Genomic DNA, 18,954 nt, shown 5'->3' with positions numbered 1-18,954 from the left:
CGCCAGTACGAGGACCGGTACAGGAACTGCCAGGTGTCCTCGATCCGGTGCGGGTCCTTGCCGATCAGCAGCTGCGCGACGTGCTCCTTCAAATAGGCGGCCACGGCGAGCTCGCGCCCGTTCAGGGTCGCGTCCCCGATCCCGGTCACGCCGTCCTCGGTGGTGATCCGCAGGGTCACGAAGTTCCGGGAGGGGCTGGTGACGAACACTTCAGCGGCAATGATTTTCACAACAGGTCCTTTTCTGGTCTTTCGGGGGTGTCTTATTTGCTGGGCGCCAGCGGCGCGGCGTCCGCGGAACCGGTGGCGGAAACAGCGGCCGGCACGCCGGCGCCGTCGGAAGAACCGTCGCCGCCGGTGCGGCGGGCCTGGATCTCGGTGAGGATCCGGGCGTGCATGGCATCGGTAAGCGTGTACTTGGCCATGACGAGCACGGCCAGGATGGTCATGACGGCCGGCAGGGCGCCTGCGGCGATCTGGATGCCGAAGACGGCGTCGGGCGTCTGGACGGCGCCGGACTTGTAGCCGCCCAGGGCCAGGGCGTAGGCGGCGAGCGCACCGCCGACGGCCTGTCCGGTCTTGCGGGTGAAGGAGAACAACGCGTAGGTGATGCCCTCGGTCCGGACGCCGGTCTTCCATTCGCCGTACTCCACGGTGTCGGCCTCGAGCGCCCACACGACGATGTTGACCGCCAGCACGCCCACGAGGCTGATGATCAGGCCGGTGAATCCGATCCAGACCTGGCTTGCCGGGGTGAAGAAAACGATGGCGCCGCCAATGACCGTGAGCAGCGAGGAGAAGATGTAGACGCGCTTTTTGCCAAGGTTCCGGACCAGCTTCGGCATGAACCCGGCCAGCACGAAGGTGAGGACGAGCTGGGTGATGGACAGTACGGGGTACAGGTCCAGCCGGCCCAGGACATCGCGGAGGTAGTACAGCTGGACCGAGGTGAGGGCCAAGTAGCCGGTCAGGAAGAAGAAGGAACTCACGCACAGCATCAGCAGCGGCCTGTTGCCCTTGAGGGTGTCCATGCTCTGCTTGAACGTGACGTTGGGGACGGCGCGGTGGACCCGCTCCTTGGCGGTCAGGACGGTGAAGAGGTACAGGGCCGCGCCGATGACGACGAAGACAAGGGTGATGGTGGTGAACGTTGCCTGCAGGTTGGCGCCCGGCTTGATCAAAGGGGCCACGAAGATGCCAAGGGCGGAGCCGACCAGCATTCCGCCGATCATCCGGGCGGAGCCGAGCTTGGCGCGTTCCGCGGGGTCCTGGGTCATGGCGCCGGCGAGGGAGCCGTAGGGGATGTTGACCAGGCTGTAGGCCAGGCCCAGGGCTGCGTACGTGACGTAGGCGTAGAGCAGGGTGCCGGATTCGCCGAGCTCAGGGATGGAGAAGGTGGCCACGCTCAGCAGCAGCAACGGGATGGAACCGAACATGATGAACGGACGGAACTTGCCGAACCGCTTGCTGTAGGTCCGGTCCACCACGCGGCCGGCGAAGACGTCGGCGAAGGCGTCGAAGATCCGCACCACCAGCAGCAGGGTGCCGGCGGCCGCGGCGGAGATTCCGGCCACATCCGTGTAGTACACGAGCAGGAACATGGTGGCGGTGGTGAAGGCGAGATTGTTTGCGGCGTCGCCGGCGCCATAGCCGACGATGCTGAGCTTGTTCAGCTTTTTCATGATTGGGCTCCTTTACCCGTTGCCGGACCTGGGTCCGGCGAAAAATGTGCGGTGAGGCCTACGCCTTGGAGGTGCTGTTCTTGGTGCCGGCCAGTGCCGTCCACCGTTGGCGCAGGGCATAGGCGGCAGGTTTGGGCCGCCTGTCCCGGGTGAAGACGCCCTTCTTGTTGCCGTCCACGCGCATGATGCCGTTGGAGGTCTGGAAGTCCGCGAAGTTCCAGACCTGTTCACCGACCATGGCGTCGACCCGGTCGAAGACCCGGTGGTACATGGCCAGGAACGCTGCCTGGTATTCCTCGCTCCAGGGCTGTTCATAGATGGAGTGGAAGCCGGGCATGGTGTCCGGTCCGTACTCGGTCATGATCATGGGCTTGCCGTACTTGGCTTCCCACTCGCGCAGCTCCTTCTCGAGGTGCTGCTCGGCGGTTTCGAGGTCGCCGTTATCGACGTACCAGCCGTAGTAGCGGTTGAGCATGATCACGTCGAACAGGTCCCCGAGCAGTTCCTTGTCCGGGGTGTCGAACAGGACGTTGACGTAGCCGACGGGCCGGGTGGGGTCCAGGCTGCGGGTCAGCTCCGCGAGGGGTGCGAAGTACTCGCGGGCGCCCTCCTCGGAACCGTTGGGTTCGTTGGCGATCGACCAGATCACGACGGAGGGGTGGTTCTTGTCGCGGGCGACGAGTTCGGTAATCGCCTGCCGGTGGCTGGCGGCGGTGTGGGCGTCCACTCCGCCCTCGACGTAGGTCTTCCTGGCGATGCCGCCGAAGACGGCGCCGAAGCCCAGGTGCAGCCCGACGGCGGCGGTTTCGTCGATCACGACGATGCCGTGCCGGTCCGCGAACTCCATGACTTCCTCGGCGTAGGGGTAGTGCGAGGTCCGGAACGAGTTGGCGCCCACCCAGTCCAGGAGCTGGAAGTCGTTGACCATCTGGGCGTTGCTGTGGCCCTTGCCGATGGCCACGTGGTCCTCGTGCATGCCGAAGCCGGTGAAGTAGAACGGTGCACCGTTGATGAGGAATTCCTTGCCCCTGACTTCCACGGTGCGGACGCCGACCGGCAGAGTGTAGCTGTCCAGCAGCCGGCCGCCGTCGCGGATCTGCGCGGTGAGGCTGTACAGGTAGGCCGCGCCGGGCTTCCAGAGCACGACGTCGGCGACCGCCAGGGTGCCGCGGGCGCCGTCGGCGCGGGCGACCTCGACGCCGTCGGCGTCGCGGAGGGAAACGGTGACCGTTTCGCTGCCGGTTCCGCCGGCGGTGGCAATCGTGTAGTCGACGCTGCCGGCGGTTCCTTCGAAGCCGGTGACGACGGTGATGTCATCGACCGTGACCGCGGGGGTGCTGAAGAGCCAGAGGCTGCGGTGCAGGCCGGCGTAGTTGTAGAAATCGTGGAGGTAGCTCTGCTGCCGGCGGCCGTCCCCGGTGACGGTGATGGTCCCGGGCGGGATGGTGGCCTGCGTGAGCTCGTTGTTGACCGAGACCGTCAGGCGGAAGGCCTGTCCGGGTGTCACATGGTCCGTGATGTCTGCGCTGAACGGCATGTAGCCGCCGGTGTGCTGTGCCACCAGGGTGTCGTCCACCCACACCATGCCTTCGTGGGTGGCGGAGTCGAGGCGGACGTGGATGCGCTCCCCTGCCCAGCCGCGCGGGACGCGCACGTCGCGCTGGTACCAGACGTAGCCCACGTGGTCCCGGATGGCCTTGTCGGGGAAGACGTCGTTGTAGCTGGCCGGGACGCCCATTTCCAGTCCGGTTTCCAGGGGCGCCTTGAACCATTCGTCCCGGTGGCCGGAGCGGTCATGGTCGACCTTGAAGCGGTACAGGCCGTCGAGGTTGACGATCTCGCGGGTTTCGCTGGCCTGGGGCTTGAGCATTGGGAGGTCCTATCGCGTCTTTGCGGGCAGTGCCGGGGAGGGTTTTTAGGGTCCGGCCGCGGGGCCGGTTTGTGCTCTTGCTGTAATCCTAATCACTTGGCAATCAAATGGCAAGCGGTTGCCATCATTTTGTTGAAAGTTCATTGAAACTCCGCTGTTCATTGAAACACTGCTGCCCGGCTCCCGATGATCCGGGAGCCGGGCAGCAGTGCTTGCCCGCAGGGCGTTACGGGGAGACAGCCTGCTCCCCGAACGTTCCGCGCAAGCTTTCAATGAGGTCCACGACGGAACGGTCACCGGCCAGGGCCGGATCCACCAGGGCCAACAGTGCACGGGTCCGCTCGGCGCCCGCGAGCCGATTGGCTGCGGCTGCCTCCTCGGCGAGCGGATCCTGGAGCGCGGCCGAGGCGGCGCTGTAGTCCATCCAGGCGGCAATCATGAGCGCGGCCGCCGCGCCGGGCCTGCCCGCGGCACGCTCGGCCCGCAGCACCGGAACGGCGCGCATCCGCAGCTTCGTGCTGCCGTCCATGGCGATCTGTGCGAGGTGGTGGGCAATCCGGGCGTTGCCGAATCGCTCCAGCAGGGCGGCGCGGTAGGCCGGGATCTGCAGCTCGGCGGCATGTCCCGCCGGCCCGGACAGATTTGCCTCCGCCTCGTCCCAAAAGCTTTCAATGGCCCGCAGGCACAGCGGGTCTGCCAGGGCCTCGGCCACGGTGGTGTGGCCGCGCAGCAGGCCGGCGTAGGCCAGCAGGGAGTGCGCGCCGTTCAGGAGCCAGAGTTTGCGGTTCTCGTACGGCTCAATCTCGGCGACGAACACGGCTCCGGCGTCTTCCCAGCGCGGCCGCCCGGCGGGGAACTCCCCGCTGAGCACCCAGTTGGAGAAGGGCTCGGCCACCACGGGCGAATTGTCGCGGTAGCCGCACGCGGCCTGGACGGCGGCGATGTCCGCGGCCGTGGTGCGGGGAGTGATGCGGTCAACCGAGGTGCTGACGAAGCTGACGTTGGCGTCGATCCATCCGGCCAGGCCCGCGTCCCACGCCCCGGCCATGCCTGCCACGGCATTGTGCGCGACGGTGCCGTTGTTGGAAAGGTTGTCGCAGCAGACGACGGCGAGCGGTCCCGCCCCGGCAGCCCGGCGGGCGGCGAGGGCCAGCACCAGCCGGCCCAGCGGCGTCGCCGGGTTGGCGCTGCCGGACGCCAGCAGCGCAAGGTCGGCGGCGACGTCGGGCGCGGAGCGGTCAAGCTGCCCGTCGGCGCGGAGCCGGTAGGCCGCCTCGGTGATGGTCAGGGTGATCACCGCGGTGGCCGGCGCGGCAACCAGCTCCGCCAGGCGCTGGACATCCGCCCCGTCCACGGCTTCGACGATGCTGCTGACAACGGTGAAGGTGTCGCCGCCGTCGGCCCGGTTCACGATCGTGTAGAGCCCGTCCTGTTCGGCCAGCGCCAGGGCGGCGTCGGGGCGGCGTCCGGTAAAGGCCGCAATGCCCCAGTCCGCTGCGTCGGACGCCTGGTGGGTGTACCAGCCCTGGTGCGAGCGGTGGAAGGCGCCCAGCCCCAGATGGACGATCCGCACAGGCGCCGTCGCACCGGGGTGCAGGCGGCGGCTCAGTTGGGGAAGTTCCACGGCGGCCTCGACCTCGGATTCCTGTGCGGATGTCAGTTCGGCGCTCACAGTTTGAACACCCGTCGGGGTGAGCCGTCCACGACGTCGACGATCAGTTCATGGGCGCGGTCCTCGCTGACGCGGTGCTCCGCGACCAGCCTGGCCAGGAAGGAGGCCTCGATCCGGCGGGAGGCATCGTGGCGCGCGGGGATGGAGCAGAAGGCGCGGGTGTCGTCGATGAAGCCGGACGAGCGGGAGAATCCTGCGGTTTCGGTCACGGCCGAGCGGAAGCGCAGCATGGCGTCGGGCGCGTCCAGGAACCACCATGGCGCACCGAGGTAGACCGACGGGTAGAAACCCGCCAGCGGCGCGAGTTCGCGGGAGAACACGGTCTCATCGAGGGTGAAGAGCACCAGGTGGAAGTCCTTGGCGGTGCCGAAGTCCTGCAGCAGCGGACGGATCGCCTCGGTGTAGTTGACGGCGAACGGGATGTCGTGGCCGGTGTCGGCGCCGAAGGCGTTGAAGGTGGGTTCGTGGTGGTTGCGGTAGGACCCCGGGTGGATGGTCATGACCAGGCCGTCCTCCACCGACATCCGTGCCATCTGGTACATCATGTGGGCCTCGAAGTCGTCGCGGTCGGCCGCCGTGGCCTGGCCCGAGCGGGCGCGGTCGAACAGCCTGGCCGCGTCGCCGGCGTCGAGCTTGAGCGTTGCCGGGGTCCGGACGCCGTGGTCGGCCGAGACTGCGCCGTGGTCCACGAAGTAGCGGCGCCGGTTTTCCAGGGCGGTGATGTAGCCGGCATAGCCGGCGGCGCCGTCGCCCGCTGCCGCAATAAGCCGGTCAACATTCGCACTCCACGTGGGGTGCGCGATGTTGAGGTAGGCATCGGGGCGGAAGGTGGGCAGGACGCGGCCGTGGAAGGTGGGGTCCTCGGCGATCGCCGCGTGGCTGGCGAGGCTGTCCAGGGGGTCGTCGGTGGTGGCCAGCACCTCGATGTTGAAGTCCTTGAAGAGCTGGCGGGGACGGAAGCCGGGCTCCAGCAGCTTGGCGGAGATCGCGTCGTAGCTGGCGTCGGCGGTTTCGGCGCTGATCTCCTGCCGGAGGCCGAAGACGCTGCTGAACTGGGTGCGGAGCCAGTAGCCGGAGGCCGTGCCTTCGAAGAGCGGCCAGGCCTTGCAGAACTCGCGCCAGACCGTGCGGGAGTCCGGTTCCGCCGCGGCCGAGCCCCGGAGCCGGTCCAGCGGGACGCCGCTGGCGTGGATCAGCCGGGTGACGTAGTGGTCCGGGCTGACCAGCAGCGCTGCCGGGTCCGGGAAGGGGCTGTTGTGCTCGATGACGGCGGCGTCAACGTGCCCGTGCGGGGAAATGATGGGGAGGTCCTGGACGCGCTGGAGGAGGTCGCGCGCAATGCTGCGCGTTCCGGGATCCGCGGGCAGAAGCCGGTCTGGGTTGGCGGCAATCGACTGTGACATAGATCAATGGTCCGGCTTGCCTCCGGCATTTGTCAACCGGTTGCTAATAATTGCCATCAGGTTGCGGATGGCCTCACAGGTGTGGCTAGCCCGCGGGCAGCAGCCGCCCGCTCGAGCCGCGCAGCACCAGCTCCGTCTCGACGCGCAGCGTGGCGGCCGGTTCCCCCGCACCGTGCAGCAGATCAAGGAGCAGGGTCGCGGCACCGGCGCCGCACTCCCCCAGCGGCGAGCGCACGGTGGTGAGGGGTGGCGTGGTGAAATCCGCGCCGAAGATGTCGTCGAAACCCACGATGCTGATCTGGTCCGGGACCACCATGCCGGCGGCCTGGAGTTCCTGCATGAGCCCGATGGCCAGGAGGTCGTTGTAGGTCAGCACCGCCGTGGCGCCGCTTGCCCGGACGTCGCGCGCCACCTGGCGGCCGCCGTCGACCGTGGGTTTGGTGGATTCCAGCCGCACGGCTTCGAGCCGGGACCACTCGCAGGCCGCCTGCACGCCTTCCCAGCGGCGCGCGGACATCCAGGACTGCGGCGGCCCGGCAACAAAGGCAACCTTGTGGTGCCCGTTGGCGGCCAGGCTGCGGACTGCCTCGCTGATGCCCTTGTTGACGTCGGGAACCACGCACGGCACGCCGTCGACCTCGCGGTTGATGACCACCACCGGCTTGTCCCGGGCGATGGCGCGGATGTCGTCGTCGTCCATGCGGGGGCTGGCCAGGATGAGGCCGTCCACGGTGGCCATCATCCGGCGTGCTGCCGTCAGTTCGGTGACGCCGGACTCGGCCGACTCGGCCAGCACCAGGGTGTAGTCCCGCAGCGTGGCGGTCGTTTCCGCCCCGCGGATGATGTCGAAAAAGGTGGGGTTGGTGATGTCCGCGACGATCAGGCCGAAGGTGTTGGTGCGGCCGGTGGGCAGCGCGCGGGCGAACGGATTGACCTGGTAATTCAGCTCGGCGGCCGCGTCCTCGATGAGTTTCTGCGTCTTGGCGCTGACCCGGCCGGGCTTGCTCAGCGCCCGTGAGACGGTGGAAGGATTGACGCCGGCAACCTTGGCAATGTCGTAGATGGTGGCGTGGGACTTTCCGGACCGGGAGTGCTTCTTGGCCGGGTCGGTTGTTGCGGCAGCGTCCGGCGTCTTGGGTTCAGTCACCGCCCCATCCTAACGAGGAAACAACCCAACCAGCCCCCAGCAGGGGCCGTTTTGAGTGCTCAAAACGGCCCCTGCTGCGGCTGGGCGGGGCGGGCTAGGAGCGCTCGGCGAACTTGCCCTCGTCCGCGATGCGCTTGTTCAGCTCGGCGAGGAACTCTTCCTCGTCGAAGTCCAGCGCCACTTCCGTGCCGGTCCAGCTCGAGAGGTGGATGGCGTTGGCCAGCCGGACACCCTTGATGCCGTCCGATCCCGGGGCCAGCAGCGGCGTGCCGTCCAGGATGTTGGCGGCGAAGTTCGCCAGGACGCCGGAGTGCTGCGCGCCCCAGGCGGACTCGAACTCGATGACCTCGGTGGTGTAGTACTCGCCGGGATTCAGCTCGCCCATGAAAAGTTTGCGGACATCGTCCATGCCCATGCCGTCGCTGAGTTCACGCTCGGGCTTCTTCAGGCGGGTCACGGTGGCGGTCTTGCTGTTCTCCACCACGATCTTGCCCTGGTCGCCCAGGATCTCGAAGCGGTCGGTTCCCACGAGGTCGTGCGTCGCGGTGACGAAGACGCCCGTGGCGCCGTTGCCGTAGTCCACCACGGCAGTGACTTCGTCCTCCACGGCGATGTCGCGGCGGAAGCCGTAGGCCACCTTGGCGTAGACGGACTTCGGCACGCCGCAGATCCACTGCCACAGGTCCAGCTGGTGCGGGGCCTGGTTGACCAGAACGCCGCCGCCCTCGCCGCCCCACGTGGCGCGCCATTCGCTGGAATTGTAATAGCCCTGCGGTCGCCACCAGTTGGTGATGATCCAGTTGGTGCGGCGGATGCCGCCGATCTCGCCGCCGTCGACGATCTCCTTCAGCTTCTGGTACAGCGGGTTGTTGCGCTGGTTGAACATGATGGCGAAGGACAGTTCGGGCTTGCCCGCGGCAAATTCGTTGAGCTCCCTGACCTGCTTGGTGTAGACGCCGGCCGGCTTCTCCACGAGGGCGTGGATGTTGCGCTTGAGGGTCTCGATCCCCATTTCCGGGTGCAGGAAGTGCGGCACGCACGTCACGACCGCATCGACGTCGCCGCTTTCCAGCATCGTGATGTAGTCGTCGTAGAAGGGCGCGTCGGGGTACCTGGCGGCCGCCAGTTCCTTTTTCGCGGGGTCGGTGTCGCAGATGGCGCCGATCACCATGTTCGCGACCAGGCCGTCGGTGATGAACTGGGCGTAGGCGCCGCCCTGCTGGCCCAGGCCGATGATGCCCAGGCGTACTTGCTTGCTCATGTGGTGGTTCTCCGTAGTCAGTGGGGGTGGGCTAGAAAAGGTCGGCGTGGCCGAGCGCCACCAGGTTGTCGTGGGAGGTCTGCAGCGCGTCCCAGACGGTGCGCCCGTAGAGTTCGTCCTGCTCCACGAGCAGGTACCGGGCGCCGGCGGCCTGGGCGGCCGGAACAATGGATGCGAAGTCCAGGTTGCCTTCGCCCACTTCAGCGAACTGGACCACATTCTTGAACTCGGTCATGAAGCCCATGATGTCCCCGGAATCCAGGAGCCCGAACGAGGACTCCGGCAGTTCTCCGATCCGGTAGTCCTTCAGATGGACCATGGCCGTGCGGCCGGCGTACTTCTGCAGCGTCCGGACCGGGTCCAGGCCGCCGCGCTGCACCCAGTGCACATCGATTTCCATGCCCATGGCCGGGGAGTTCTCGGCAATGATGTCCAGCATGAATTTGCCGTCGAACTTCGCGAACTCGATGTGGTGGTTGTGGTAATACAGGCTCAGGCCCTGTTCCTGCAGGCGCTCCGCGTACTCGTTGGCCTGCTTGGCGAAATCAACGACTGCCGCGATTGACTTCATGGCCGGGAACGGCAGCATGCCGATCCGCAGGAGGCTGGAGTCCAGGCGTTTGGCGTCCGCCACGATCTTGTCGAAGTGCTCCGCCAGGGAGTCCCCGGGACGGCCTTTGGGGGTCTCCATCGCGACGGACAGTGCCGCGATGTCCATGCCCAGTTCGCTCCGGGCGCGGCCCAGCTCGGCGACGTTCTCCGGGGTCATCGGGATCTGGGAGATCTCGACGGCGTTGTATCCGATCGCGCTCACCTTGCGGAGCGTCTCGAACGCCCCCACTTCGGCGAAGCTGTCTTTCAGCATCATCGCTTGTACGCCAATTTTGGCCACTGTATTCCTCCGTGGTGTTACGGACCCGCAAGGGCCCTCGTTGCCGGTTAGGTGCTGCCGCCAGGGCGCCGGCCGTTCTGTCTGACGGCGCGGGTGGCCTCAGGCGAGGGCGCCCGCTTGTTCGTGCTGCATGCGCTGCGTCTCGAGCAGGCGGTGCCGGTCCGCGCGGCGCTGTTCCTGCCGGTCCGGGTCCGGGACCGGGGAGGCGAGCAGCAGCCGCTGGGTGTAGGGGTGGTCGGGGTCGGTGGTGACGACGCCGGCCGGGCCTTGTTCGACGATCTCCCCGTGGTACATCACGGCGACGCGGTGGCTGATGTGCCGGACGACGTCGAGGTCGTGGGAGACGAAGAGGTAGGACACACCGGTGTCCTTCTGGATCTGCAGGAACAGGTCCAGCACCCGGGCCTGGGTGGAGAGGTCGAGGGCACTGACCGGCTCATCGCAGACGATCAGCTTGGGCGAGAGGGCCAGGGCGCGGGCGATCGCCACGCGCTGGCGCTGTCCGCCGCTGAATTCGCGCGGCAGCCGGTTGATGGCGTCGGCGGGTAGACCCACCTGGTCCAGCAGTTCCCTCACACGCTTTTTGGCCGCCGCGGCGTCCATGCCCTGCACGCCCAGTGGTTCGGCGAGGATGTCGCCGATCTCCAGGGCGGGGTTCAGCGAGGTGTAGGGATCCTGGAACACCACCTGCAGGTCACGGCTCAGGACCCGCCGGTCCTTGCGGGTGGCGCGGCTGATGTCCTTGCCGTCGAAGCTGATCTTCCCGCCGGTCACCGGGGCCAGCCCCAGGATGGCGCGGCCCAGGGTGGTCTTGCCGGAACCGGACTCCCCCACCAGGCCGACGGTTTCGCCGCGGCCGATGGTGATGTTGATGTCCGTCAGGGCGCGGAAGGGCTTGGCCCGGAACTTCTTGCTGGGGTACTCGACGATCAGTTGGTCTACCGCGAGCAGCGGAGCGCTGTCGGTGGGGCTCATGCGACTGGCTCCTTCTGGCCGGTGGAAACGAGCATGGACATGGGTTCCTTGCCCTCAAGCATCGATGCCAGGAGCGTTTGCGTGTAAGGCTCCTGCGGATTGCGCAGGATGTCGCGGACGGATCCTTCCTCCACGAGCCGGCCGTTCTGCATGACAGCCACACGGTCGCAGAGGTCCGCCACCACCCCGAAGTTGTGGGTCACCAGGATGACGCCGATGTTCAGGCGCTGCTGGAGCTCGCGCAGCAGGTCCAGCACGTCCGCCTGCACCGTGACATCCAGGGCCGTGGTGGGCTCATCGGCAATAACCAGGTCCGGTTCGCAGCTGATGGCGCCGGCGATCAGGACGCGCTGGGCCATGCCGCCGGAGACTTCGTGCGGGTAGGCGTTGAAGGTCCGTTCCGGGTTGGCGATTCCGACGTCGGTGAGCAGCTTCAATGCCCGCCTCCTGGCCTCGGCCTTGGAGATGCCGAGGACGCGGACCATGGGCGTCACGAGCTGGTAGCCGATGGTGAAGGCCGGGTCCAGGTTGCTCATGGGCTCCTGCGGGATGTAGGAAATCCGCCTGCCGCGCAGTTTGGACAGGCGCTCCTGGCTGACGCGCTCCTCGCCCGGGGCAACGGTGTAGTTGCCGTCGAACTGGATGGAGCCGGCCACGATGCGGGCATTGTCCGGCAGCAGCCCCAGGATGGAGAAGGCGGTCTGGGACTTGCCCGAACCGGATTCGCCCACGATGCCCAGGATCTCGCCGCGGTCCACGTGGAAGGAGACGTCGTCGACGACCTTCTTGATGGAACCGTCTGCCTGCGGATAGCCGACCCCGAGATTGGTCACCTTGACCAGGTGGTGTTCGGTTCCGGGGTCGACGGCGGCCACTGACTTCCGCGACGGGCGGGCGGCGGCGGCCGGCGCCGTCGTGCGTTTGCTGATGCCGTTTCCCCTTGGCTTCTTGCGATGCGTGATCTTTTCGCCGTCTTCAAGGGCATCGCGGATGGCGTTGCCCAGCAGGACCAGGCCGCCGATGGTCAGCGCCATGGCCAGTGCCGGCCAGAAGAGCAGCGTGGGAGTGAGGTAGACGTTCTTGAAGCCCTCCGAGAGCATCACGCCCCAGGTGGCCTTGGTGGGGTCGCCCAGGCCGAGGAATTCCAGACCGGACTGAATGGCGATGGCCACGCCAGCGATCGCCGCGGTCTGGATGATGATGGGGGCGCGGACCACGGAGAAGATGTGGCGGGCGATGATGCTGAGGTCGGACAGCCCGGAGACCCGTGCGGCGTCGACATAGAGCTCGTTGCGCACCGACTGGACGGCCGTGCGGGTCAGCCGGAAGTAGGACGGGCTGATCAGGATGCCGAAGGCGATCATGGACATCCAGACCGAAGGGCCGAAGGCCGCCCGGATGGTCAGCAGCACGATCAGCCCGGGGAGGCTCATGAGGATGCCGACCACCCAGTTGGAGACTGCCTCGAATTTGCCGGCGTAGTACCCGGCGACCAGGCCGGACGGCAGGCCGATGGCAATGGCCACGCCCGCGCAGAGCAGGGCGGAAAGCAGCGTCAGCTGCGCGCCGTACAGGAGCCGGCTCCAGACATCGCGCCCGGCGCTGTCCGTTCCGAGGATGTTTAAGGAGTCCGGGGCGGCGAGGGTCTTGGCGATGTTGGCGTAGTTCTGCTCGAAGGGCGCCAGGACCGGGGCGAGTACCGCCAGGAGCGAGATCGCCAGCAGGATGGTCATGGCAACGATGCCCAGCGGGTTCCTGAACAGGCGCCGAATGACGGTGGACCGGACCACGGTGCCGCTCTGGCCGGGGTGAATCGGAATGGCGGCGGATGCCGCGGTTGCGGCGGCTTCTTCGGAAGAATTTTTCATGACACACGTACTTTCGGGTTGAGCCAGCCATTGAGGATGTCCACCAGCAGGTTCACCACAATGACGACGACCACCGTGTACATCACGACGCCCATCACCACCGGAAGATCCGACTGGCCGGTGGCGGCGACCGCCATCGGACCCATGCCGGGAAGGGCGAAGATCTGCTCGATGATCACCACGCCGCCCAGCATGCCGATCAGCTGCAGGCTCAGCACCGTCAGGCCGGCCGGCGCGGCGCTGCGCAGGACGTGCTTGAACAGGATTTCCCGCTCGCCGATCCCGCGGCTGCGCAGGGTGCGGACATAGTCCCGCTCGAGTTGTTTGATGACGGCGCTGCGGATCTGCTGCGCGCCCCCGGTGACGCCGTTGATCAGCAGGGCTATCACCGGAAGCGACATGGAATAGACCCACGCGTCGGCCCCGGAATCCGGGGAAATGGTGCTGGTGGCCGGGAACAGGCCCAGCTGGATGGCCAGGATGGTGACCAGGATGACGCCGATCACGAACCCCGGAACGGAGTCGCCGATGATGGCGCCAACCTGGACCACCCTGTCCACCCAGCCGCGCTTGACCGCGGCGATGACACCGATGAGTGCGGCACAAATTGCGATCAGGATCATTGCGGCGAAAACCATGGTCATGGTCACCGGAATCCGGCTGGCCAGGGAGTTGGCCACCGGTTCCGAGGAGAACCAGGAGGCACCCAGGTTTCCGCTGAGGGCATCGGCCACCCAGGCAAAGTAGCGGGTCAGCAGGGGCTGGTCCAGCCCCAGCTCGTGTTCTTTCATCGCCACCTGCTCAGCGGTGGCCTGATCGCCCAGGATGTTCCTGGCGATGCTCCCGCTGGACATATAGAGCAGGAAGAAGGTGAGCGCCGAGACAACAAGCAGCACCACCAGCCCGCTGCCCAGTCGTTTCGCAATGAACCTGATCATGGTGTCCTACTTGGCGGGTGAGTAGTTGTAAATGGACGGAACGGCCTGCTGGATCTGGGGTGTGACGTCGACCTTGGCGTTGTGGTAGTACATCTGGTTGACGCGGAACAGCGGCGCGAACCAGGCCTGCTCCACCACGTACTTGTTCACTTCCTGGGCCAGCTTGCCCGCGTCAGCCCCGCCGTTGCGCACGGCGTCAATCTTGGCGTCGAGCTCCGGCGACGCGTTCTTGAACGGGTTGTAGAGCGCCTTGGTGGAGATGATCTGGTTGATGGCAACTGTCGGCTGGCCTTGGAAGAGGGAGAAGTACATGGTGGTGTACTTCTGTCCAGCCACATCGGAGGTGAAGGTGTTGGTGAGCGCGGCGCCAATCTTCAGGGTGATACCGACGTCTGCCAGCTGCTGCTGGACCACGGAAATCTGAGTCTGGAAGTCGGGGATGCTGGGGACTTCCAGGGTCACGCCGTTTTCATAGCCGGCTTCCTTGAGGAGCTGCTTGGCCTTGGCCGGATCGTAGCTGTAGTAGTTCTCCAGTTCATCGGTCCAGGCGCCGCTGGCCTTGCCGAACGGCTGGGACGTCGGGGTGCCCTGGCCCAACAGGACCTGGTCGAGGATGGTCTTGCGGTCAAAGGCGTAGTTGATGGCCTGGCGGACCTTGACGTTCTGCAGTGCGGGGTTCTTGGCACCGTCACGGTCCAGGAGGAGCAGCCCCTGCCAGTCCGCCTCGTTGGCGGCCAGCTTCATCTTGGCGCCTTCGGCCTGCTTGCCGTTCTTGGGGTCCAGGAGTGTGGCGTCCACCTGGCCGGAGACCAGGGCGTTGGTGCGGGCGGTGGGGTCGGTCAGGATCTTGAAGGTCAGCTTGGAGTACTTCTGCAGATCCTTGTTCCAGTAGTCCTTCCGGGCGGTGAACACGGTCTGGGAGTCCTTGACCGACGCGGCCTTGTCCATCACGTAGGGCCCGGAGCCCACCGGCTCGGTCTTGATGCCCTCGGTGCCGAGCGCCTTGGGGCTGCCCATCAGGCCGGCCGCCTGGCTGAGGAAGTACTCGAGGGCCGGGTCCGGGGTGCTGAGGTTGATGTCGATGGTATCGGCGTCCACAACGGCCACGTCCTTGACCGCATTGAGCTGGGCCATCTGCGGACCATTGGCCGTCTTGAAGTGGTCCATGTTGGCCTTGGCAGCCTCGGCGTCGAACTTTGCTCCGTCGCTGAAGGTGACGTCCGAGCGCAGGTCCACCGTCAGTTTGGTGTTTGCTGCGTTGTACTTCCAGGCCGTCGCCAGCATGGGGCTGAGCTTTCCGTCCGGCTCGCGCAGGATCAGGGTGTCGTAGACGGCCTGGTACGGCTGGAGGATATGGCCCACATGGGCCTGGGCCGGATCCCAGGACCGGACGTCCTGGATGGTGCCGAGCGTCAGGGACGTGGCTGTGGTGCCTGCGCCGCCTGCTGCGGCGCCGCCGCCACAGGCGGTGAGCGCGAGGGATGCGCTGAGGATGAGGGCAGCAGCTGCTGCCTTGGGACCGAACTTCATTGTTGGCTCCTTTGGATCGCTTCTCGAGGTCCGCTGCACGGACGTTGATGGCGGCAATGTGGCTTGGGCCACACCGCCGCTTGTGGGTTCAGCGTACGTTGGGTTGCCACATCTGGCAACCGGTTGTCATTACTTTTTGAATTATTGCGATCAGGGGTGTTGCCGGGCACTTGGACGGAGCACGACGGTGCACCTGCGAGCGCACGCAGTGCGCAGGCACGACGTTCGCAGGCACGACGTTCGCAGCGGAAAAGAAAGCGCAACGGAAGTCCGCGCGCCTGGGCCGGGTCGCGGAGGCGTCCGGTTAGGACACTTTTTCCTCAGAGCCGGGGTAGGACTGGCGGTAGAGTTCCTTTACGATCCGCAGCGACTTCGCCCCTTCGGCGGCGTCAATCCAGAACGGGCCCGGTTGCGCCAGTCCGGCATAGAAATCTGCGATCAGCAGGGCATGCGAAACGCCCCAGTAGGACCGGCCGCCCGATCCCTTGGTGCGTTCCCGCACCACCTCGCTGCGCCCGTCGTCGTAAGTGACTGTCAGGTCCCCGCGCAGGCTCAATGTTGCCCTCTCGGTGCTGATGTCCAGCGTGACGGGTGCGTTGACGGTGTTGGCCAGGGTGGCGTAGAAGACGGAGCGCGCCCCGCTGCTGTGCAGCGCGGCGAACTCCGCAGTGTCCTCCACCTCGATGGTTTCTGCCAGCGCATGGGTCGAGGCGCTGCCTGCGAGCGCGACGACGTCGCCCACCAGCCATTGCAGCAGGTCAACGGTGTGGATGGCCTGGTTCATCATCAGCCCCCCGCCGCCCTCGGCCCAATTTCCGCGCCAGGGCCGGCTGAGGTAGTAATCGGCATCCCGGTGCCACATGACCGTGGCCGAGGCCCCCCGCACCTGGCCCAGTTCGCCGGAGTCCAGCAGCCGGCGCATTTCCTGCACCGGGGCGTTGTAGCGGTTCTGGAAACACAGGGCAATTTTCGCCGTGCTGTCGGCAGCCGCGGCCAGCAGTCTTTCGCCCTCGGCCAGGGTGTGCGCCAGGGGCTTTTCCAGCACCACGTGGACACCGCGGCGCAGGCATTCGATCGCGATCGCCGCGTGTTCGTGATGCGGGGTGGTGATGTGCACGACGTCGGGAGCTGCCACCTCCAGCATGTCGCGGTAGTCCGCGAAGCCGGGGACGCCGCGGGCCTCCTGCGCCGCCGCCCGGCGTGCCGGATCCGGGTCACAGACGGCCACCAATTCGGCGCCGTCCATCCCTGCAAGTGCTTCAAAGTGAACGACCGACACGTCGCCGCAGCCGATGATTGCCGCCTTTGGCATCCGGAGTTCCCTCTTTCCCTAGTGGTGGTGCATGCCTGCTAAAGAAGGCCGATTACACGAGTTCGATCTGGTTTTTCACGGCCAGCGCGGCGAAGGCGCGGGCCGCGGTGCCGAAGGCCGCCGGGCCCGAGAAGCCGCCGAGTTCGTGGGCGCTGGCCAGGTGGGGTTCCAGCGAGGCGAAGCCGGCGTAACCGTCCGCCTTGAGGGCGGCGATGGTGGCGTCGAGTTCGCCGTCGCCCTCACCGGAGGGGACTACTTCCCCGGTGGTGGCGAGCGCGTCCTTGACCTGGAAGTACTCGAGGTAGGGGCGCAGCATGGCGTAGCCCTCGGTGTAGGGCTTGACGCCCACCTGGACGAAGTTGGCGTTGTCCCACGCAATGCGGAGCGCGGGCGAGTTCACGGATTCCATGATGTCCAGCACGCGCTGCGGAGTATCGCCATAGATGCCCTTTTCGTTTTCGTGCAGGAGCACGACGCCGGATTCCGCGGCGAGCGCCGCCAGGGCGCCCATACGGGCCAGGACGTCGTCGCGGATGTCTTCCGCGCTGCGCCCTTCCGCCCGGAAGAAGGAGAAAATGCGGACGTATTGTGTATCCAGCCCCCTGGCTACCGAGATGATCTGCCGGAGCCGTGCCAGCTCGTGCTCCACCGGCAGGCTCACGTCCACCTTCCCGATGGGGCTGGCCACGGCCGAGACCTTGAGGCCCTTTTCATCCAGGATTTCCCTGAGCCGGGCAACCTGCGCGGGCTCCAGCTCGGAGACGTTCGTGCCCCAGGCGCTGCGGACCTCGATGTGGCTTGCGCCCAGCGCCAGGAGCACGGCGGCCTGAACTGCCGGGTCCGGATCTATTTCGTCGCCGAAACCTGACAGCGACCAGACTGCGGGTGGTGTTTTGCTCACGCGGATCTCCTGGGTTTCGCGGCCGCCGCGGGCAGCTTCCGGCTCCGGCGCGGTGACGCAGTTCACAAACGGTGTGGGCCCCAGTCTAGCCATCACCGCACACAAATGACAACCGGTTGCCAAATTCTAACAATCTGTGGCATGCTTTGCTGACCGGCCCTGTGGCGGCAATCACAGCCCGGCCACCCGCCCCCGGCCACCTCGGCCCGGCCACCACGTTCAGAGAGGAGCGCCGTGGCGACGACGCAACCAGCAGCAGTGGACCGCCCGGCCACCATCCATGACATCGCCGCGCTCTGCGGCGTGGCGGCCTCCACGGTTTCCCGTGCCCTCTCCACGCCGGACCGGGTCAACATCAGGACACGGCAGCGGATCGAGGCGGCCGCGGCCCGGCTGCACTACACCCCCAACAGCCAGGCGAAGGCGCTGAGTTCCGGGCGCACGGGCGCGGTGGGAGTCCTGGTTCCGGATATCACCAACCCGTTCTACTTCGACCTCATCAGGGGAACCCAGCTCCAGCTCAAGGCGGCCGGGTACACCCAGCTGCTGGTGGACACGGAAGAATCCGACGAGGTGGAGGCCAGCACCGTGGAGCAGCTGCGCAAGAGCGCCGACGGCATCATCGTTGCCGCATCCCGGCTCAGCGACGAAGCTCTGCTGAACGCGGCGGCGAAGATGCCCATGGTCGCGATCAACCGTGACGTGCCCGGCGTTCCCGCGGTCCTGATCGACACCCCGTCCGGCACCAGCCAGGCGCTGGACCACCTGATCTCGCTGGGGCACACCCGGGTGGCCTATGTGGCCGGCCCGACGACGTCGCAGTCCAGCGAACGGCGGTGGACCGCACTGTCCGTCGCTGCCGAGGAACGCGGCGTGGAGGTGCGCCGGCTCGGTCCGTTCGCCCCCAAGACACAGTCCGGCGCGGCAGCCGCGGACGCCGCCGTCCACAGCGGGGTCACCGCCTGCCTCGCGTTCAACGACCTCATCGCCATCGGCATGCTCCAGCGCCTTCGCGAACGCGGCATCCGCGTCCCGCAGGACATGAGCATTGTGGGCTGCGACGACATCTTTGGCGCCGACTTCTGCAATCCGCCGCTGTCCACCATGGCCTCCCCGATCGAGCAGGCCGGCCGCGTGGCGGTGTCCATGCTGCTGGCCCAGCTGAACCCGCTCGCCGGCGGTGGCACCCGAAGCCGGTCCGTGATGCCCACCCATCTCACGGTCCGCGGCTCCACCGGTCCGGTGCGGCAGGCTCAATAGGCCCGGCGTCCGGCCCGGTGCCCAGTCAGGACCGGGCAGGCGTCGGCCGGTGGTGAGGTTTTCGCGGCGGTTCCGGACAGGGGCGCCGAATTCGGACCGGCGCACCGGGGATCCAAGTCGCAACGGTCCGAAACCGTAGCCGCCGTCCGGAACCGAAGCCATTTCGACGCCGGATCCGCCCTTCAGCCGCCGGTCCGGGCGCAATAGTTGAGCGTTGTTGACACCGCTGACTAGGCTGTGAGGC

At 66.8% G+C, this 18,954-nt stretch carries 14 protein-coding genes and 1 pseudogene; 1 reads left to right on the top strand and 14 read right to left on the bottom strand.

The genetic code is table 11. The features are described 5' to 3' along the window. From AC1DDH_RS05855 to AC1DDH_RS05790, 14 genes and pseudogenes are all read right to left on the bottom strand, one after another. A pseudogene (locus tag AC1DDH_RS05855) lies at positions 1-230 on the bottom strand (bifunctional D-altronate/D-mannonate dehydratase); the annotation flags it as partial. A gap of 32 nt (positions 231-262) precedes the next feature. Next, complete coding sequence (gene uidB, locus AC1DDH_RS05850) at positions 263-1,681, bottom strand: glucuronide transporter (RefSeq protein ID WP_476874330.1); 1,419 nt, start codon at positions 1,679-1,681, stop codon at positions 263-265. A gap of 58 nt (positions 1,682-1,739) precedes the next feature. Then, on the bottom strand, positions 1,740-3,551 hold the full coding sequence (gene uidA / locus AC1DDH_RS05845; protein WP_476955017.1) for a beta-glucuronidase: 1,812 nt from the start codon (positions 3,549-3,551) through the stop codon (positions 1,740-1,742). A 226-nt stretch (positions 3,552-3,777) separates the two neighbouring features. Next, positions 3,778-5,223: a mannitol dehydrogenase family protein gene (locus AC1DDH_RS05840; RefSeq protein WP_476851814.1), complete on the bottom strand. Its 1,446-nt coding sequence runs from the start codon at positions 5,221-5,223 to the stop codon at positions 3,778-3,780. Continuing rightward, positions 5,220-6,626, bottom strand: a complete 1,407-nt coding sequence (gene uxaC / locus AC1DDH_RS05835; protein WP_476859411.1) for a glucuronate isomerase — start codon at positions 6,624-6,626, stop codon at positions 5,220-5,222. The genes AC1DDH_RS05840 and uxaC overlap by 4 nt, the downstream gene beginning before the upstream one ends. Positions 6,627-6,711: 85 nt before the next feature. Then, positions 6,712-7,773, bottom strand: coding sequence for a LacI family DNA-binding transcriptional regulator (locus AC1DDH_RS05830; RefSeq protein WP_476859412.1), 1,062 nt, complete (start codon positions 7,771-7,773; stop codon positions 6,712-6,714). Between the two features lie 94 nt (positions 7,774-7,867). Further along, positions 7,868-9,034 (bottom strand): Gfo/Idh/MocA family protein, encoded by a 1,167-nt coding sequence (locus AC1DDH_RS05825; RefSeq protein WP_476955016.1) that lies wholly within the window; start codon positions 9,032-9,034, stop codon positions 7,868-7,870. 31 nt (positions 9,035-9,065) lie between these two features. After that, complete coding sequence (locus AC1DDH_RS05820) at positions 9,066-9,902, bottom strand: sugar phosphate isomerase/epimerase family protein (RefSeq protein WP_476859414.1); 837 nt, start codon at positions 9,900-9,902, stop codon at positions 9,066-9,068. A gap of 123 nt (positions 9,903-10,025) precedes the next feature. After that, the gene (locus AC1DDH_RS05815) at positions 10,026-10,901 is read right to left on the bottom strand and encodes an ATP-binding cassette domain-containing protein (RefSeq protein WP_476955015.1); all 876 of its coding nucleotides are present in this window, start codon (positions 10,899-10,901) and stop codon (positions 10,026-10,028) included. Beyond that, on the bottom strand, positions 10,898-12,769 hold the full coding sequence (locus AC1DDH_RS05810) for a dipeptide/oligopeptide/nickel ABC transporter permease/ATP-binding protein (RefSeq protein WP_476955014.1): 1,872 nt from the start codon (positions 12,767-12,769) through the stop codon (positions 10,898-10,900). The genes AC1DDH_RS05815 and AC1DDH_RS05810 overlap by 4 nt, the downstream gene beginning before the upstream one ends. Further along, positions 12,766-13,707, bottom strand: coding sequence for an ABC transporter permease (locus tag AC1DDH_RS05805; RefSeq protein ID WP_476955013.1), 942 nt, complete (start codon positions 13,705-13,707; stop codon positions 12,766-12,768). The genes AC1DDH_RS05810 and AC1DDH_RS05805 overlap by 4 nt, the downstream gene beginning before the upstream one ends. A gap of 6 nt (positions 13,708-13,713) precedes the next feature. Next, on the bottom strand, positions 13,714-15,237 hold the full coding sequence (locus tag AC1DDH_RS05800) for an ABC transporter substrate-binding protein (protein ID WP_476955012.1): 1,524 nt from the start codon (positions 15,235-15,237) through the stop codon (positions 13,714-13,716). Between the two features lie 304 nt (positions 15,238-15,541). Then, entirely contained in the window at positions 15,542-16,549 is a 1,008-nt protein-coding gene (locus AC1DDH_RS05795) for a Gfo/Idh/MocA family protein (protein ID WP_476947429.1), read from the bottom strand. Between the two features lie 52 nt (positions 16,550-16,601). Continuing rightward, positions 16,602-17,450: a sugar phosphate isomerase/epimerase family protein gene (locus AC1DDH_RS05790; RefSeq protein ID WP_476947430.1), complete on the bottom strand. Its 849-nt coding sequence runs from the start codon at positions 17,448-17,450 to the stop codon at positions 16,602-16,604. A 234-nt stretch (positions 17,451-17,684) separates the two neighbouring features. On the opposite strand from AC1DDH_RS05790, the gene AC1DDH_RS05785 reads away from it, so the two are divergent. Further along, on the top strand, positions 17,685-18,710 hold the full coding sequence (locus tag AC1DDH_RS05785) for a LacI family DNA-binding transcriptional regulator (RefSeq protein WP_223914562.1): 1,026 nt from the start codon (positions 17,685-17,687) through the stop codon (positions 18,708-18,710). The last annotated feature ends 244 nt before the right edge of the window (positions 18,711-18,954 follow it).

The organism is Arthrobacter sp. 10T425, from assembly GCF_056393985.1.
The sequence above is the reverse complement of the archived record's forward strand: the minus strand, read 5'-3'. Positions and strand labels throughout refer to the sequence as shown.

Coding starts and splice junctions, on each gene's coding strand:
- AC1DDH_RS05795 (WP_476947429.1), bottom strand. CDS start 16,549: ATGCCAAAGGCGGCAATCATCGGCTGCGGCGACGTGTCGGTCGTTCAC.
- AC1DDH_RS05805 (WP_476955013.1), bottom strand. CDS start 13,707: ATGATCAGGTTCATTGCGAAACGACTGGGCAGCGGGCTGGTGGTGCTG.
- AC1DDH_RS05810 (WP_476955014.1), bottom strand. CDS start 12,769: ATGAAAAATTCTTCCGAAGAAGCCGCCGCAACCGCGGCATCCGCCGCC.
- uidA (WP_476955017.1), bottom strand. CDS start 3,551: ATGCTCAAGCCCCAGGCCAGCGAAACCCGCGAGATCGTCAACCTCGAC.
- AC1DDH_RS05800 (WP_476955012.1), bottom strand. CDS start 15,237: ATGAAGTTCGGTCCCAAGGCAGCAGCTGCTGCCCTCATCCTCAGCGCA.
- AC1DDH_RS05820 (WP_476859414.1), bottom strand. CDS start 9,902: ATGATGCTGAAAGACAGCTTCGCCGAAGTGGGGGCGTTCGAGACGCTC.
- uxaC (WP_476859411.1), bottom strand. CDS start 6,626: ATGTCACAGTCGATTGCCGCCAACCCAGACCGGCTTCTGCCCGCGGAT.
- AC1DDH_RS05815 (WP_476955015.1), bottom strand. CDS start 10,901: ATGAGCCCCACCGACAGCGCTCCGCTGCTCGCGGTAGACCAACTGATC.
- AC1DDH_RS05825 (WP_476955016.1), bottom strand. CDS start 9,034: ATGAGCAAGCAAGTACGCCTGGGCATCATCGGCCTGGGCCAGCAGGGC.
- uidB (WP_476874330.1), bottom strand. CDS start 1,681: ATGAAAAAGCTGAACAAGCTCAGCATCGTCGGCTATGGCGCCGGCGAC.